Below are 16,939 nucleotides of genomic sequence, written 5' to 3'. Positions count from 1 at the left end.
CGACCTCGCCGAAGCCCGATGGGTCCGTAGACAGCCGGTCGGCCAGTGCCGCCCGGACACGATCGCGTCCCAGAAGTTGTCCGGGTTCGCCGGCGTGTCTTCGACGCAGGAGGTGAAACTGATTGTGAGCGTCGACAAATCGATCCGGTCCGAGAGGTAGTACTTCTGTGACACCGAACTGTCGAGTTCGCCCTGCCGGCTCGGCAGTGCCGATTCCACCTCGACGAGATCGGCAGTGTTCGACGCGGCCGCGGCCGGATCGTCGGGAGGTACCCGGTAACGATTTCCTTGCGTTCGACCGGTGCCGGAGCGTGCTGCCGTGCGGAGCCGCCTGCCATCTCGAGCACCATCACCAACCTTGGCGCAGAAACCGAACCAGCAAGTGGCAGAAACGATTTCGATGGATCGGCGCTAGAGCACAACAGCAACCCGAACGCGCATCCGGGTACCACGACCGCTGCAGTCGGGGTGCGCGAAACCGGACTTCTACGACGATTCATCCCCGGATGCCAGCGGCACCGTTACACAAACCTGACCGGCTTGCTGCCATGGACTCGCGGGGCGGGGTACCGTGTGCCGCACCGGCCCGTTTCGCTCGTGAAGGAGCTTTCTTTTGTTCTCTGTTTCCCTGCCCCGTCGCTCGTCCTCCAACTCCTCCTCCGCGCGCACGTCCAGTCGGTTCGGTAGTCGAATTGCCCGCACCGCAGCAATATTCGCCATGGGCTCGGGATTGACGGTCGCAGCCCTGTCGGGCACGGCCACCGCGTCTGCAGCCCCCGTCAACTGCGTGTCCCCGCCGTCGGCCAACGACATCCAGGTCGACGACACCGCGAGCTGCGGAGCCACCTCCAACGGCACCGGACAGGCCACCGCAGGTGCTGCCGACAGCGGCACCGCAGTCAGCGTCAACGACGGCCCCGGCTCGACGGCCACCTACGCCAACGGATACGGCGTCGCCCTCGGAGCGAGCAAGAATGCAGGGACGGCCTACGCACTGGCACTCGGCGGCGGAATCGCTCACTCGTGGGCCGACGCCGGACAGACGACCCTCGCAGTCGCCGGGTGGGGATCCGGTGCCACCTCGGAGGCTCAGGGCGTCGATTGCGTCGGCCCCCTGTCACTGGCACTGAACCTCACCAGCGGCCAGTTCTGCGTCCTCGGGAGCTGATCGCCCGGTTGCAGAGAAAAATTTGATCCAACGGAGCCGACTACCCCGACACGAACTCGTCGAGGTAGTCGGCTCCTCCTGCACACACGGTGTGACCGGACTTCCTGGGCCGCTCCGCACATCCCTCGGGGAGCCGCCCGCTCCGTTTGCTCTTGGACTTCGCCGGCACCTATTGCCTCTCCGAACTGGCGATGAGTTGGAGCCGCCACTCGAACCGCTCCGGCTATGGACGGAACAATGAAACGAGGGCACACCCGCGGCTGATCACCACCCCTGACCAGCCGAGCCAGTCCCCCCGAAGTGCCTTTCCGTTCTTGTCGGTGGCCCGGGTTAGTCTTCTTTCAGTTCGAACGCACGTTCTTGTTTCGGCTCACCGGGGGGTGAAAAAATGGGTGCACTACCGACTGTGTCGCTGGAGGCGTTGACCGCTGCCGCGCGTGAGGAGAATCGGCACGCGGCCCGCAAGATCACCGCCTGCTACACCGTGCACTGCGACTGGATCACCCGCGACACCAAGCACAAGCACTACAGCCGATACGGACGCACCGAAATGGCTGTCGCGTTGGGCTGCTCGGCGACCGTCGCCGAATCGTATGTATCCGTCGGCGTAGCCCTGCACACCCGACTCCCACTGCTACGAGCAGCGTTCGAGACAGGGGAGATCGACCTCCCCCGCGTGCGGACCGCATGCCGGATCCTCGACAACCTCTCCGACGCCATCGTGACGTCGGTCGAGAAAGAGGTGGTCGAGGCGGCGCGGAGGTCGTCCCCGGGCCCGCTCGAGCAGGCGATCTGGGACATCCTGCTGCGCGTCGCACCCGAGGAAGCAGCGGCACTGCGGGAGTTCGCGAAGAAATTCCGCACCGTCACCTACAGTCCCGCCGGCGAACTCGCCCGCATCCGAGCCGAGTTGACCGCACCCGAAGCCGCCGCCGCATGGCAACTCCTCGAGGAAATGGCCGACACGCTCTGCCCGAAAGATCCCCGCGGGAAGAAAGAGCGCCTGTGCGATGCGTTCATGGCCCGCATGCACGGCGAACCCCGACTGGCATGCCTGTGCCACCGCGAGGATTGCCCGAAGAAAGACGCAGTGCTGCCGGATAGGCGGGTGCCGTTGACGATGATCACCGTCGACATCGCCACCCTCATCGGACTGCTCGCCAACCCCGCCTACCTCGCCGGGCACGGTTCCATCGACCCCGACCTCGCGCAGGAGCTGGCACGCAACAGTCACTGGCAGATCCTGCTCACCGAAGCCGTCACCCTCGCCGAATCCCTCGGCCTCGCACACCAGAACCCGGAGACAGGGGAATGGGAACGAACACCGAAAGACCAGCAGCAGGAGTCGGATACAGCGACTACGAAGGCGGAAGCAAAGCCCGACGCGAAGTCAGTAACGAAGTCGACCGCAGCATCACCATCGGCGCCGAACAGGGCTTCGTCGACAAATACGACCGAGACAACCGACACCGATGCGAGCACCACTCCAGCGCCAGCGCCTGCAGCGGAAGGATCATCTGCTTCCCGTCAGGAAACAGAACCCGACCGCGGCTCCGGTCCAGCATCATCGCCTGCAACATCGGCCCGAGGTCCGGTCGACACATCGAGTTCGACACCCGATCCAGCACAAGCACCAGCGCCGATGCCGGGGACGACAACCTCACAGGCTCCGCTGGAGGGTCAGACCGAGGACACCCCCGCCCATCCAGCGGCAGATCCAGCTCCACCCGACCTCCGCCGAAACGAAGACAGACCACGACGGACCCAATCGCTGAACTCCGCCGCAGCCCTGTTCTGCACCCACACCCCCGTCGGCCGGGGCACACGGCACAGCTCTGCCCTCGACCTCCCGATACTGAACCGCGCCGCCCTGAACCACGCCGCCCTGAACCAGTCGGGCCTCGGTCGTTCGGGCAACCGCACCGGCTGTACAGCCGGTGGCATCTACCTCGGCAACGCATCGCTCGCCGCTGCACTCGAAGCCGCGATCGCCGCAGACCCCACCCTTGCCCGATCAGTACCTCGCGACCCGCTGACCGACCGAGCACTGATCTACCGACCCGACACCCTCACCACCGCAGCCGTCCGACTACGCGACAAACACTGCCGCTTCCCCGGCTGCCACCGACCCGCCGCACGCTGCCAACTCGACCACATCACCCCCTTCGACCACACCAACCCCCTCGGCGGAGGATGGACCACCATCAACAACCTCCAATGCCTCTGCGAATACCACCACAGTGTCAAAACCGCCGGCTACTGGACCACCACCATGCTCCCCGGCGGAGCCATCCTCTGGACCTCCACCTCCAAGACCACCCGAATCACCCTGCCCACCAACGGCACAGCCGTACCCATCCTCGGCAACGACCTCACACCACACATCCCCACCCGACCCAAACGATCCGGCATCATCGCCTACCCCGACCCACCCGACAACCGACAGCCCGAGACAGACGACACGTCAACACCGCCGTTCTAGGCGATGCTGCCGTGGATCTCAGTTGCCCGCTCCGTCAGCTCAGGTGCTGAATGTGGTCGCGGGTGAATTCGATGCGCTCGTCGACCTTCGCCGACTGTCCACGTCGGTCCGCGTGGCCTGCAGAATGGTCGTCACTTGTCGACCGGCATACTCGAGAAATGAGCAATTCACGTGCAACCGCTCGCCCGCGAGCACTGTCGTTGCACGGCCGCATCCGAGTGTTGACGATGAGCGTGGCAGCCCTGGCCGTCGCAGTCAGCGCTCTTGCGATCTATCTCGTCGCAGAGCAGGCCCTCCGCTCACAGATCATCGACCGCGTCGAACGCAACAGCGACGCCATCATTGCCAGCGCAGCATCAGGCGTTCCGGCCGATATCTTCGGCTTCGGCATCGAAGACACCGAGGGAACCGCGGTGAAGGTCGCCTTCGCGATGAGCGACGGAACTTTGGTGACGTCCACGAACGGCTCCGAGCCGTTCACCAATTCCGACGGCGTTCTGGACGATGCGGAAATATCGGTCATCGACGGTGACGTCGATCAATCCTTGCGCGAGGTAAGAGGCTATTACATCTCCGCCAAGCGCACCGATTCCGGCGAAACGATCCTGGTGGCCGAGGCTCTCAGCGGAGCGTCACCTCTTCTCGGCAAGCTCACGCTCGCCCTGGTCCTCGTCGGGGCGTTTCTCGTCGCGTTGGCAGGCGTAGCCGGTGCCGCCGTCGCACGCACCGGACTCCGACCGGTCAGGCGACTGCGGGCCGCTACCGAACGCGTCGCCCGCACAGGAGATTTCGAGCCCATCGACGTCAACGGAGACGACGAACTGGCATCACTGGCCAACAGCTTCAACGAGATGTTGGCCTCCCTGTCTCGTTCGCGAGCACGGCAGGGTCAGCTGATCATCGATGCCGGCGCGGAACTGATGGAGCCGCTGACAGCATTGCGCACCAACATCGATCTATTGATGTCCCTCGACCGGCCGGACACCCCGGACATGCCGGAGGACGAGCAGGACCGATTGCGCGTCGAAGTCATCACTCAGATGGACGTCATCAACGGGCTGGTGCACGACCTGGTCGACCATGCCCGGGAGCCCGCGCCCACCCCGCAGTGACGGCCGAGAACCGTTCAGGACCAGAACCGTTCGGAACCAGTGCCGTTCAGGACGAGAGCCGCACACCGGTCAGTTGTTCCGAGGCATCCCACAAGCGATGTGCATCGTCCATCCTGCGCATCGGCTTCCACATGCCGACCTCGGTCGGTGGCCCGCCGATGATTCGCTTAGGACCGAAGAACTGATCCCCACTCGCGTCGCTAGCCGCGGCCGCAATCAGTCCTGGCTGCGCTGCGCTGTCCACAGTGCCCGCAATGCCGACGCGGGCAAGAACGCCGATCAATCGTCTGCCGGCCGAATCCTTCGGTCGCCCCAATCCCGGTTGTGCCGCAAGCAAGTTGGTCGGCGAAATTCCCGGGTGAGCGATGTTGCTGGTGATTCCCCAGCCGCCTGCACTACTACGAGCCTCGAGTTCGCGTGCGAACAGCGCCACCGCGAGCTTCGATTGACTGTAGGCCTTCATGACGTCGTAGGAACGCTCCCAGTTGAGGTCGTCCCAATTGATGGTCCCCGACCGTGCCGCAATGCTCGTCTGATGGGTGACCCGCGCAGTACCTTTCCGCAGCAGCGGCAGTAGACCGAGGGTGAGCGCGAAGTGGCCGAGGTGATTGGTACCGAACTGCAGCTCGAATCCATCCTCGGTGACCTGACGCGCAGGTGGCTGCATGACACCTGCATTGTTGACGAGTATGTCGATCGCCCGGCCATCGGATGACAAGTCGTCCACCAGGGCGGAAACGGATTCCAAGGACGACAGATCCAGCGCCCGAGTGGTGACCTTCGCTCCCGGCACCGCGACTCGGATCGATTCGGCTGCCCGCTCCCCCTTGGTGGCCGAGCGCACCGGCATGACGACCTCGGCACCGGAGCGAGCGAGCTGCGTGGCGATGACCGTTCCGATCCCGTCGCTTGCTCCCGTGACGACGGCAATCTTCCCCGTCAGATCGGGAAGGGATGTGTGTGCTGTGCGGCCCATGACAAGCTCCTGTGCTGGTGTCGATCTGCGGATTCGATCTGCAGAACCCATGTTCGATGATTACCACGAGCTCATCCAGGACTTCCCGATCCACTGATACGGCCGACACCGTGGATCGTGTCAGGACAGAACCTGAGTTCCCACCACCGCGAGCAGCTCCAACTTGGCGTAGCTTTCACTGCCGGGGACGGCCGTGTACACCAGCAGACGATGCTCTTGTTCGGGGTCGAGAAGGGTCTGGCAGTTCAGTTGGAGCAGGCCGACCGTCGGGTGCAGAAATCGTTTGGACTCGGGTGGGTGAACCCCCACTTCGCGCTTCGCCCACAGGGTTCGGAATTCCTCGCTGACCTCGAGCAGCTCTGTGGACAGGTGCGCAGCTCTCGAGTCGGGTCCGCGAAGAGTGACTATTTCGCGTAGCCCCGACGCGTACACCCGAGACAGCACTGCACGCTCTTCGGGCGGATACGACTGCCGGGCCTCGGGGTCGGTGAACCAGCGATACCCCAAACTTCGCTGGGGGCCGGTGCGCTGCGAGGCATCACCGGTCAGTGCCGCACCCAGAGGTGTCTGACGGAGCGTCTCTCCGATTTCGGACACGATCTCGGCGGGTGTGTCGTTCAGGCGGTCCAGAATTCGTAGCATTCCCGGGCTGATGTGGTCGCTCGACGACCCGCGGACGGGAGGATTGTGCCCGGCGAGTCGGAACACGTGATCACGCTCGCCGAGCGACAGATGCAATCCCTGTGCGATGGAGGCGATCATCTGCGCCGACGGGGCGGGTCCGGTAGCTCGTTCGAGTCGTGCGTAGTAGTCGGTAGACATGTGGCACAGTTCTGCGACCTCCTCACGGCGGAGGCCCTGTGTGCGTCTGCGCTGCCCCCGTGGCAGCCCGACGTCCTCCGGCTGCAGCGACTGCCGTCGCTGCCGTAGAAACGCTGCCAATTCCGGTCGATCGATCACGTCGGTTCCCTCTTTCCCGTGCGTGCGCATCGCGCCTGCATGAATTGTGCCTGTTGCGCGGTGGCTATTGTCGAGAGATGAGTCCTGCCCTGACCGTCGTCACCGGCGGAAGCCGTGGAATCGGTGCTGCGGTGTCCAGGCGGTTGGTGTCCGACGGGCACGATGTGGTGATCGGCTATCGCTCCGACGCCACTGCCGCGGAAGCGTTGGCCGCCGAACTGTCGACCGACGGCCGAACGGTGATCGCCGTACGCGCCGACACCACCGACGAGCAGGCGGTGATCGATCTCTTCACCGCAGCCGCCGAGATCGGCGCAGTCACCGGTCTCGTGAACAACGCCGGTTCGGCACGGGCTGTGGGGGCGCTGGTGGACAACGACATCGAGACCATCAGAGCGGACCTCGACGTGAATCTCGTCGGGGTACTCACCTGCTGCAAGTACGCGATCGCGGCGATGACCGGATCGGGTGGCTCGATCGTCAACATCTCCTCCGCTGCCGCGACCCTGGGCAGTCCTGGAATGTACGTCCACTACGCGGCGGCCAAGGCGGCTGTCGATACTCTGACGGTCGGACTGTCGAAAGAAGTTGCTGCGCAGAACATTCGCGTCAATGCAGTGGCACCCGGGATCATCGAGACCGACTTCCACCGCGATCGTGAACGGCCACAGAAGATGGCGTCGAGCATTCCCCTCGGCCGTCCCGGTGTGCCGAACGAGATCGCCGGTGCGGTGTCGTGGTTGTTGTCCGAGGATGCGCGATACGCGACCGGAACCGTCATCAGGGTGGCCGGCGGAATGTGAGTACTTCGGTCACCACTATCGAGGGGCGATGCGGTGCAGCTCCACGTCAGTGAGCGCACCGTCTTCGGCTGTGGCCGTCATGTACGTACAGAACGGTTGCCGACGCCGATCCGTCGGCGATCCCGGGTTCAGCAGCCGTAGACCGTTGTCTGCGACAGTGTCCCACGGTATGTGACTGTGGCCGAACACGAGCACGTCCGTGTCCGGGTACGCCGCTGCCATACGTCGTTCCCGTCCCGTCGCGGCACCGGTCTCATGGATCACGGTGAACCGCACCCCGCCGAGTACGACGTCGGCGCGTTCGGGCATCAGAGCTCGCAGCTCCTCGCCGTCGTTGTTGCCCCAGCACGCGACCAGTCGACGTGACCGCTGCGAAAGTTCCTCGTACGCAGCCAGGTTCACCCAGTCGCCTGCATGGATCACCACATCGGCGTTGTCCACTGCCGTCCACACCTCGTCGGGCAATGCGCGAGCCCGTTTCGGGAGATGAGTGTCGGCAATCAGCAGTAGCTTCACCCCTCGATTGTGCACTTCGTGCCTCATCGGAAGTCCCTCGATCTGGACGCGACTCGCAGATCCATCAGTTGCAGATGATCGGCCACCACGGTCACCGCCCCCTCGGCGTTCTGTACTTTGCCTCGAATCAGCAACGCCGGAGCCGTGATCGCCAACTTGCGGTACTTGGCCCACAATCCGACCGAGCACACCACGTTGACCATGCCGGTCTCGTCCTCGAGGTTGATGAACGTGACGCCTCCGGCAGTGGCCGGCCGCTGGCGATGCGTCACCGCTCCGCCGACGAGCACTCGGTCGCCATCCGGAATCTGCAGCAGCCGGTTCGCGGGAATCACGCCGAGTGAATCGAGCCGATCGCGAAAGAACTGCGTGGGATAGGAATCCGGTGACACACCGGTTGCCCAGACGTCGGCCGAGGCCAGATCGAGATCCGACATTCCCGGTAGCGCAGGCGCTTTCGTCGACGCTCCGATGCCAGGAAGCAGGCCCGGACGCTCCCCCGCTGCAGCGCCCGCAGCCCACAGCGCCTCCCGGCGAGTGATACCGAAGCACCCGAGTGCGCCTGCCGTGGCCAGTGCTTCCGCCTGTGCAACCGACAGTTCGACGCGTCCCGTCAGGTCCAGGAACGAGGTGTACGGCCCGTGTGCATCTCGTGCATCGACGATCTTCTGGGCCACTGCGGTCCCGATGAACTTCACATCCGCCAACCCCATACGAATCTCGAGGCCGTCTCCCTCGAGATTCGCATGGTCGAGACTGGCGTTCACGTCTGCACCGTGGACGAGCACACCGTGCCGCCTGGCATCGGCGACCAAAGATTGCGGTGAGTAGAAACCCATCGGTTGGGCGCGCAGCAAACCTGCACAGAACGCCGCCGGATGGTGCAACTTGAACCACGACGAGTAGAACACCAGTGAGGCGAAGCTCTGCGAATGGCTCTCGGGGAAGCCGAAATTGGCGAAAGCCGACAGCTTTTCGTAGATTCGGTCCGCCGCCGCGCCGGTGATGCCGTGAAGATCGCGCATCCCGTCGTAGAACCGCCCCCGCAGCAGTTCCATCTTCTCCGGTGACCGTTTCGATCCCATGGCGCGGCGCAGTTGATCGGCGTCGGCGGCACTGAAACCGGCGACGTCGATGGCCATCTGCATCAGCTGTTCCTGGAACAGCGGAACGCCCAGAGTTCGATCGAGCGCCTTCTTGAGCGACGGATGCTCGAAGATCACCGGCTCGAGTCCGTTGCGGCGCTTGATGTACGGGTGCACCGAACCACCCTGGATCGGACCGGGACGGATCAGCGCCACCTCGACCACCAGATCGTAGAAGTTCCGCGGCTTGAGCCGCGGCAGAGTGGCCATCTGCGCGCGGGACTCGACCTGGAACACCCCCACCGAATCGGCTCGCTGCAGCATCTCGTACACCTCGGGCTCGGACAGGTCGATCGAGGCGAGTTCGATATCGATGCCCTTGTGCTCGGCGATCAGGTCCATCATGTAGTGCAGCGCCGAGAGCATGCCGAGCCCGAGCATGTCGAACTTCACCAAACCCACTGCGGCACAATCGTCCTTGTCCCACTGAAGCACACTGCGGTTCTCCATCGTCGCCCATTCCACCGGGCAGACGTCGGCGATCGGCCGATCGCAGATCACCATGCCACCGGAGTGAATACCGAGGTGGCGAGGGAAGCCCTCGATCTGGCGCGCGAGTTCGAGAACGGACTCGGGAATACCGTCGCCCTCCTGATCTCCGATTCCCGACCAGCGGGTGATCTGCTTGCTCCATGCGTCCTGCTGCCCCTGCGAAAAGCCGAGCGCACGGGCCATGTCTCGCACCGAGGACTTGCCGCGATAGGTGATGACGTTGGCCACCTGAGCGGCATGAGTGCGGCCGTACTTGGCGTAGACGTGCTGGATCGCTTCTTCGCGTCGATCGGATTCGATGTCGATGTCGATGTCGGGGGGTCCGTCGCGTTCGGGTGCGAGGAACCGCTCGAACAGCAGCTTGTTCGCCACCGGATCGACGTTGGTGATGCCGATCGCGAAACAAACAGCCGAGTTTGCCGCCGAACCTCTTCCCTGACAGAGGATGTCGTGTGTCTTGCAGAAGTGGACGATGTCGTGGACCACCAGGAAGTAGCCGGGGAATTCGAGCCTCTCGATGATGTCGAGCTCGTACTCGAGCTGCGAATAGGCCGCCGGGTTCGCCGACTGCGAGCCGTACCGGCGTGCGGCCCCCTCGAACGTGAGTCGACGAAGATAGCTGATCTCGGTGTATCCGTCGGGCACATCGAACGGCGGCAGGCGCGGCGCGATCAACGTCAGATCGAACGAACACTCACGACCGAGCTCGACGGCACCGCGCACCGCGCCCGGATAGTGCTGGAACAGCTCCGACATCTCCGCCCCGGAACGTAGATGTGCGCCGCCGGTCGGTGCCAACCAACCGGCAGCCTCGTCCAAGCTGCTCCGTGCGCGCACAGCGGCCATCGCCATGGCCAATCTCCTGCTGCGAGGACTGGCGTAGTGCGCGGCCGTGGTGGCGATCGTCGGAAGGCCGTACCGCCGAGCCAGCGTCGCGAGAGCGTCGTTGCGCTCGTCGTCGTCCGCGACGCCGTGCCGGGTGAGTTCGACGGTGACACGATCGGATCCGAACCGGTCGACGAGAGCGCGCAGCGCGGCCTCTGCCGCCTCCGGACCACCACGCGAGAGCGCCTGCCGGACATGTCCCTTTCGGCAACCGGTGAGAATCTGCCAGTGACCGCCCGCCGATTCGGTGAGTTCGTCGATGTCGTACTGCGGCTTACCTTTGACCCCACCTGCCAGGTGTGCAGCTGCGATCCGACGTGAGAGCCGGCGATACCCCTCCTGGCCGCGAGCGAGCACCAGTAGATGAGTGCCGTCGGGATCGGTCTCCCCGGCTCGGGATCGATGTGTGTCCAGCGAGAGTTCGGCACCGAACACGGTTCCGATGCCGAGAGCTCTGGCCGCCTCGGCAAAGCGCACGACTCCGTAGAAACCGTCGTGATCGGTGATAGCGATGGACTCGAGGCCAAGGCGTACCGCCTCCTCGACCATCTCCTCGGGCTGCGAGGCACCGTCGAGAAAGCTGAACGCCGAGTGCGCATGCAATTCCGCATACGGCGTTGCCGGGCGCACCGGCTCGCGGTGGCGAGGCACCTCGTAGGCTTCTCGTTTCCGGGACCAGGCCGGGCTGTCGCCACCGTCACCCTCGGCCGCAGGCTTGGGACGCCCGGACAGAACTCGTTCCATCTCCGACCACGTGGGTGGTCCGTCGTTCCATCCCATCGAGCCCACCCACCTTCACACTGCCGTCTCATCGAACACTTGTTCTAATGAGAACACGAGGGTCCGACACGGATCAACTAGAGTCGAATCGCCATCGACCCTTTTCACCGAATCCCTTTCACAGAGCCGGAGCACAGACGTGACGCGTTGGGCATCGTTCGTCGTATCGCACAAACGATGGGCACTCGCTGTTGTCGTCGCCGTCGTCGCCGTCGGCGGGATCTTCGGACTCGGCGTCTTCTCGAAACTGAGCGAGGGCGGTTACGCCGACGCAGGCAGTGAATCGTCCGAGGTCGCGCGACTGGTGCAGGGCATCGGCCAACCGACCCCCGACATCGTCGCGATCTACACCGCCCCCGAGGGCAGGACGATCGACGACATCGGACCGCAGGTGCAGGCGACGCTCGACGAATTCAGCAGTCGATACACCCTCGGCAACGTCAGTTCGTACTGGAGCGCAGACCCGGTCAGCAAGGAATTCCTGGTCTCCAAGGACCGAACCAAGGCGTTGGCCACGGTGTCTCTCGGTGCGAACTCGGGCGTCACGTTCAATACTTTCGGCGAACTTCCTCCACAGCTCGAAGTGCCCGGCATCGAATCGCAGTTCGCCGGCGCGTCGGTGGTGGGAGTCTCGCTCAGCGAAACCCTCGAACGCGACCTGATCCGCTCCGAGATCATCGCTGTTCCCATCACGTTGCTGCTACTGATCTTCATCTTCGGCGGCGTGGTCGCTGCAGCGGTTCCGGTGTTCGTCGGCATTCTGAGCGTGCTCAGTTCGCTGGCGATCCTGCGGGTGCTCACCGAGTTCACCGAAGTCAGCTCGTTCTCCATCAACGTCGCGTCGTTGCTGGGACTCGGCCTGGCCATCGACTACGGACTGTTCATCGTCAGTAGGTTCCGCGAAGAATTGCGCGGTGGACTGACGCCGATCGACGCGACCATCCGCACGGTATCCACCGCGGGCAAGACCGTCGTCTTCTCCGGACTACTGCTGATCTGCGCATTCGCCGGCATGCTCGTCTTTCCGCAGGCGGTGATCAGGTCCCTCGGGTTCGGAGCCATGGCTGCGGTGGCGAGCGCGGCCGTCCTGTCACTGACCGCTGTCCCGGCACTGCTCGCCATTCTCGGCACCCGCATCAACTCCTGGACATGGTCACGAACTGCATCCGATCGCAGTGATGCACGCGCACACAAGTTCTGGGGCGGCGTCGTCACCCGCGTCATGAAGCATCCGGGCATCGTCGCTGCCGTCATCGTCGCCGGGTTGCTGATCATCGCCACCCCGATCCTGAAGGTCTCACTCGGAGAGGTCGACTACACGGCGCTGCCGAAGGACAACCCTGCGCGCATGGCATTCGAAACTCTCGGTTCCGACTTCGAATCCACCGGCGAGGGCGCAACCGTGGTGCTGCGCGGCCTGGACGGCGTCAAGCCTCAGGGCGCACCGATTGCAGCGCTCACCTCCGCTGTGGAATCCACGCCCGGTATCGCACGAGCCGAGTTCCTGGGCTCCAAGGACGATTTCGTGACGTTGCGGGCGTCCTACAGCGAACCGACCGATGGGCTGAGCGAGGCCGAATCCCAATCCGACGCAGTAGCGGCGCTGCGCTCGATCGCTCCCCCGGACGGCACCGAGATCCTCGTGGGCGGCGGACGAGCCAATGTCGACGACGGCAATGCGGCGATCGCGAAGTGGCTACCGGTGATGATCGCCATCATGGTCGTCTCGACGCTGGTGTTGCTGTTCCTCGCGTTCGGATCGATCGTGCTGCCGATCAAGGCGGTCCTGATGGCCGGACTGAGCCTGGCTGCCACCTTCGGCGCACTCACGTGGGTGTTCCAGGAAGGCCACGGAGCCGACCTGCTCGGCGTCACCCCCGGACCGCTCGAGTCGACGTTCGTGGTGCTCATTCTCGCGGTCATCTTCGGTTTGTCGACCGATTACGAGGTGTTCCTGATGTCGCGCATGGTCGAGGCTCGCGCGGCTGGAGCGAGCACCGAGGAAGCGGTGATCTTCGGCGCTCAACGCACCGGACGCATCGTCACTGCGGCGGCGTTGATTCTGATCGTCGTCACCGGAGCCTTCACGATCTCGGGTCTGTCGATCATGAAGTTCCTCGGCGTCGGAGTCATTCTGGCTCTGATCATCGACGCGACGATCATCCGTATGTTGCTGGTTCCGTCCTTGATCAAACTCATGGGCGAGGCCAACTGGTGGGCACCTGCCTGGATGAAGAAAGTGCACGAAAAAGCCGGTATCGGGCACTAGCACCGGAACTTACTTCGGAGTAAGGTCGGCTCGCATGGCGAACTACATCGTAACCGGCGGTACCGGGTTTCTCGGGAAGAACGTCCTGCCCCGATTGCTCGAACGTGATGCGCTCGCTGCGATCCACGTGCTGGTGCGTCCGCATTCGGTGGCCCGCCTCGAGCGACTCGCACAGCACCTCGACGGCGGCGACCGAATTCACCCGCTGGTCGGCGACCTCACCGAGCCGGAGCTCGGACTCCGGGAGGTGCCTGCCGACGTCGATCACATCCTCCACCTCGGAGCCGTCTACGACCTGACCGCAGGTGACGAGCAGACCCCGACCAACGTCGCCGGAACCGCCTCGGTGATCGGCCTCGCCGAGAAGACCGGCGCCCGCCTGCACCACATCTCGTCGATCGCCGTTGCGGGCGACTATCGAGGAACGTTCTCCGAGAACGACTTCGACCTCGGACAAGGTTTCCCGACTGCCTACCACCGCACCAAATTCGAGTCCGAGAAACTGGTGCGCGACAGCGCTGCGGACTGGCGGGTCTACCGGCCCGCCGCGATCATCGGCCACTCGGAGACCGGTGCCATCGACAAAGTCGACGGCCCGTACTACTTCTTCCCGTTCTTCGCGGAACTTGCCAAGCTGCCGTCCGTCCTACCCATCACGGTGCCGAAGATGGGTGCTACCAACCTCGTTCCGGTCGACTACGTCGCCGACGCCATCGTCGAGCTCGTGCATAGAGACACCTCTCCCGGCAGCGTGTTCCATCTGGTCAATCCGGAGCCTCAGTCGATGGCAGAGGTCTACGCCGCGTTCTCGTCGGCGGCCGGATCTCGCGCCAGAATCGTCGACGTGCCAGGGGCACTGGTCGCTCCGGTCGTCTCCCCCAAGTCCAGAGCCGTACGCAAGCAGCGCGATGCCGCCCTCCGCGATTTCGGTGTGCCACCGGTGATGCTCGAACACCTGACTCTGCCCACCGTGTTCGAGTCGGCATCGACGCAGAAAGCGTTGCAGGGCAGCTCGATCACACCACCACCACTGCGGACCTACGCCGATCGCGTGTGGATGCACTGGCGGGAGAACTTCGATCCCAAGCGCAACCGCCGAAACGACCCACGCGGTCCGCTGTTCGGCCGTCACATCGTCATCACCGGTGGTTCGTCCGGAATCGGCCGAGCCAGCGCAGAAGCAGCTGCCCGCAAGGGCGCGGTGGTCATTCTGCTCGCGCGCGGTCAGGACCAACTCGACGAGGTGGTCGAGCACATCCGCGAGTCGGGCGGCACCGCCTACGGTTACTCGTGCGACGTCACCGACAGCGAATCGGTCGACCAGACAGTGAAAACGGTTCTGAGCGAACACGATCACGTCGATATGCTGGTCAACAGTGCCGGTCGATCCATCCGCCGCGCACTCTATCGATCCACCGATCGGTTGCACGACTACGAGCGCACCATGGCCGTCAACTACTTCGGGGCCATACGACTGGTGCTCGCACTGTTGCCACACATGCGCGAACGCAGCTTCGGACACGTCGTCAACCTCTCCAGCGCTGCCGTTCTGGGCCACCCTCCCCGTTTCTCCGCCTATGTGGCCAGCAAGGCGGCGCTGGACGGCTTCACCGATGTGGCTGCCGCAGAGACACTCTCGGACGGAATCACCTACACCACCATCCACATGCCCCTGGTGGACACCCCGATGATCACCCCGACGGGCGACAAGAACGTCGGCCCGGTCTTCTCACCGGAGAAGGCCGCCGCGATCGTGATTCGTGCACTGAGCGACAAGCCGAAGCGAATCGATACTCCGCTGGGAACACTCGGGCAGTTCGGTGCCATGTTCGCCCCCAAGGGCAAAGACCGCACGATGCACCAGCACTACCGCAAATTCCCCGAATCCGCTGCAGCCAAGGGTGAAACACCGATCACGATCGAAGACGGGAAAGTGCCCTACCGAGTTCGCCGATACGATCCGAAGACTCCGAGCGCACGCATCGGCAAGGTGATCCGACGCGTCGGAAGATTGGTACCCGGCACGAGCTGGTGACCGGCAGAATTCACCGCAGCAGAGCTCTCCCCCAGACTCGCAGGAATCCCTGACTCAGGTATGTCAGGGTGCCGATCGCCAGAACCCATTTGACGGTGCTGACCACGGTGGTGGCGCGGACGACGGTGTCGGTGATCTGTTCGCGGTTGTCGACCAGTATCAGTCCGACGATGTTCTCGATGTAGTCACCGGCAGCGGAGGCCACCGGTGCGACGGCCAATGCCGTCGTCGCCGCAGGGCTCAGCGGGGTTTTCGCTGCCAGGCTGCGTGCGCCTGCACGCAGTGCGACGGCGTAGATCGCCGGATGCACGAAGTCGGGCAGATAGTGGCTGCGGAACCTGGCGATCTCGGTCTCGTCCATGCTCGCCAGGATCTGTCGATAACGCTCGGCGGACCACGCCGTCTGCACGGCAAGCACTTTCGGAGCTGCGGGGCCGAGAAGTCGGGCAATGTTGGCCTGGGATACGACGAACAGTGCCGACCAGCCCAGCATTCTGCGATCGAGCGCACCGATAGTCATGTCCGAAACCCTAATGCGTCAGGAACGGGAGAACTGCGGCCTCGAACGCCGAGTATCCGTCGCGATGGATGCTGTGTCCGGTGCGAAACGCCTCGACGCGACAGGTCGAAATCTCGGAGACCATCGCGTCGAGCCGAACCGGATCGACCATGCCGCCCGGACCTCCCCGAAGCACCAGCGTCGGAGCAGTGATGTCGGCCAACGACGCCCACCACTTCGGATTCGGACGACGGAACTGTTCGAGAGCAGTGGAGGTCATCGAGCGATCGAAGGCGAGTACCGCGCGGGGATGCAGAACGACGCTGGTCGCTGCGTGCCAGAGTTCGGTGACCGACGGCATCTTGCCGGTCAGGGTCGGCGGAGCGTCCCCCGGCCGAATCGGTATCGGCAGCTCTTCGAGTACCAGACGACGAACGAGCTGCGGGCGACGTTGAGCAACGAGCGAGACCGCGTATCCGCCGAGGGAATGTCCGACGAGATCGACTTCGTTCAGCCCGAGGTGGTCGATCAGCGCCAGCAGGTCTGCCCCGAAGGAATCGAACTCGTACGTGGACGTGTGCGCGCTCTTGCCGTGTCCGCGCAGATCGACGGTGATCACCCGGCTGCCCTGCGCGGTGAGTGCACGGGTGAACCGATCCCAGGTTGTGCTGTCACCGCCCATGCCGTGCACCAGCATCACCGGTGCCGCATTCGAGTTCGCGTGCCCCAGCGGGGTGAACGAGCGATACGCGATATCGACGCCATCGAGGTCGACCGTCTCCGACATCATCTGCATTCCTTCGACGGTAGCGGTGCC

The 16,939-nt window shown here is 64.1% G+C and carries 12 protein-coding genes and 1 pseudogene; 6 read left to right on the top strand and 7 right to left on the bottom strand.

The features are described 5' to 3' along the window. Positions 1-63 precede the first annotated feature (63 nt). Positions 64-396: pseudogene (locus CH302_RS31020) on the bottom strand (DUF4349 domain-containing protein); the annotation flags it as partial. A gap of 217 nt (positions 397-613) precedes the next feature. Between CH302_RS31020 and CH302_RS21880 the strand changes: the two are divergent. The 3 genes from CH302_RS21880 (at position 614) to CH302_RS21870 (ending at position 4,762) form a co-directional block, all read left to right on the top strand. Further along, the gene (locus CH302_RS21880; RefSeq protein ID WP_037188193.1) at positions 614-1,168 is read left to right on the top strand and encodes a DUF6764 family protein; all 555 of its coding nucleotides are present in this window, start codon (positions 614-616) and stop codon (positions 1,166-1,168) included. Between the two features lie 388 nt (positions 1,169-1,556). Further along, positions 1,557-3,650: an HNH endonuclease signature motif containing protein gene (locus tag CH302_RS21875; RefSeq protein ID WP_094650035.1), complete on the top strand. Its 2,094-nt coding sequence runs from the start codon at positions 1,557-1,559 to the stop codon at positions 3,648-3,650. Positions 3,651-3,808: 158 nt separating this feature from the next. Next, positions 3,809-4,762: a HAMP domain-containing protein gene (locus CH302_RS21870; RefSeq protein WP_037188198.1), complete on the top strand. Its 954-nt coding sequence runs from the start codon at positions 3,809-3,811 to the stop codon at positions 4,760-4,762. Between the two features lie 46 nt (positions 4,763-4,808). On the opposite strand, the gene CH302_RS21865 is transcribed toward CH302_RS21870, so the two are convergent. Next, entirely contained in the window at positions 4,809-5,738 is a 930-nt protein-coding gene (locus tag CH302_RS21865) for an SDR family oxidoreductase (protein ID WP_037188203.1), read from the bottom strand. Positions 5,739-5,858: 120 nt separating this feature from the next. After that, the gene (locus CH302_RS21860; protein ID WP_037188977.1) at positions 5,859-6,698 is read right to left on the bottom strand and encodes a helix-turn-helix transcriptional regulator; all 840 of its coding nucleotides are present in this window, start codon (positions 6,696-6,698) and stop codon (positions 5,859-5,861) included. 77 nt (positions 6,699-6,775) lie between these two features. Here CH302_RS21860 and CH302_RS21855 point away from each other — a divergent pair, with 77 nt between their 5' ends. Continuing rightward, positions 6,776-7,501 carry an SDR family NAD(P)-dependent oxidoreductase gene (locus tag CH302_RS21855; RefSeq protein WP_037188205.1) on the top strand — a complete coding sequence of 242 codons (726 nt, stop codon included), beginning with the start codon at positions 6,776-6,778 and terminating at the stop codon, positions 7,499-7,501. Positions 7,502-7,516: 15 nt separating this feature from the next. Here the strand turns inward: CH302_RS21855 and CH302_RS21850 are convergent, their stop codons facing one another. Together CH302_RS21850 and CH302_RS21845 are read right to left on the bottom strand one after the other, a co-directional pair. Beyond that, positions 7,517-8,017, bottom strand: a complete 501-nt coding sequence (locus CH302_RS21850) for a metallophosphoesterase family protein (RefSeq protein WP_037188979.1) — start codon at positions 8,015-8,017, stop codon at positions 7,517-7,519. Between the two features lie 23 nt (positions 8,018-8,040). Further along, positions 8,041-11,319: an error-prone DNA polymerase gene (locus tag CH302_RS21845; RefSeq protein WP_037188208.1), complete on the bottom strand. Its 3,279-nt coding sequence runs from the start codon at positions 11,317-11,319 to the stop codon at positions 8,041-8,043. A 139-nt stretch (positions 11,320-11,458) separates the two neighbouring features. Here CH302_RS21845 and CH302_RS21840 point away from each other — a divergent pair, with 139 nt between their 5' ends. Both CH302_RS21840 and CH302_RS21835 read left to right on the top strand, forming a co-directional pair. Beyond that, positions 11,459-13,588 (top strand): MMPL family transporter, encoded by a 2,130-nt coding sequence (locus CH302_RS21840; RefSeq protein ID WP_037188211.1) that lies wholly within the window; start codon positions 11,459-11,461, stop codon positions 13,586-13,588. 34 nt (positions 13,589-13,622) lie between these two features. Continuing rightward, complete coding sequence (locus CH302_RS21835; RefSeq protein WP_037188214.1) at positions 13,623-15,623, top strand: SDR family oxidoreductase; 2,001 nt, start codon at positions 13,623-13,625, stop codon at positions 15,621-15,623. Positions 15,624-15,633: 10 nt separating this feature from the next. Here CH302_RS21835 and CH302_RS21830 read toward each other — a convergent pair whose 3' ends face one another. Both CH302_RS21830 and CH302_RS21825 read right to left on the bottom strand, forming a co-directional pair. Beyond that, the gene (locus tag CH302_RS21830) at positions 15,634-16,143 is read right to left on the bottom strand and encodes a hypothetical protein (protein WP_037188216.1); all 510 of its coding nucleotides are present in this window, start codon (positions 16,141-16,143) and stop codon (positions 15,634-15,636) included. A 10-nt stretch (positions 16,144-16,153) separates the two neighbouring features. Beyond that, positions 16,154-16,918: an alpha/beta fold hydrolase gene (locus tag CH302_RS21825; protein WP_037188219.1), complete on the bottom strand. Its 765-nt coding sequence runs from the start codon at positions 16,916-16,918 to the stop codon at positions 16,154-16,156. Positions 16,919-16,939 lie beyond the last annotated feature (21 nt).

This window comes from Rhodococcus sp. 15-2388-1-1a (genome assembly GCF_002259145.1).
Lineage (GTDB): Bacteria > Actinomycetota > Actinomycetes > Mycobacteriales > Mycobacteriaceae > Rhodococcoides.
This window is presented reverse-complemented; position numbering and strand designations above follow the sequence as displayed.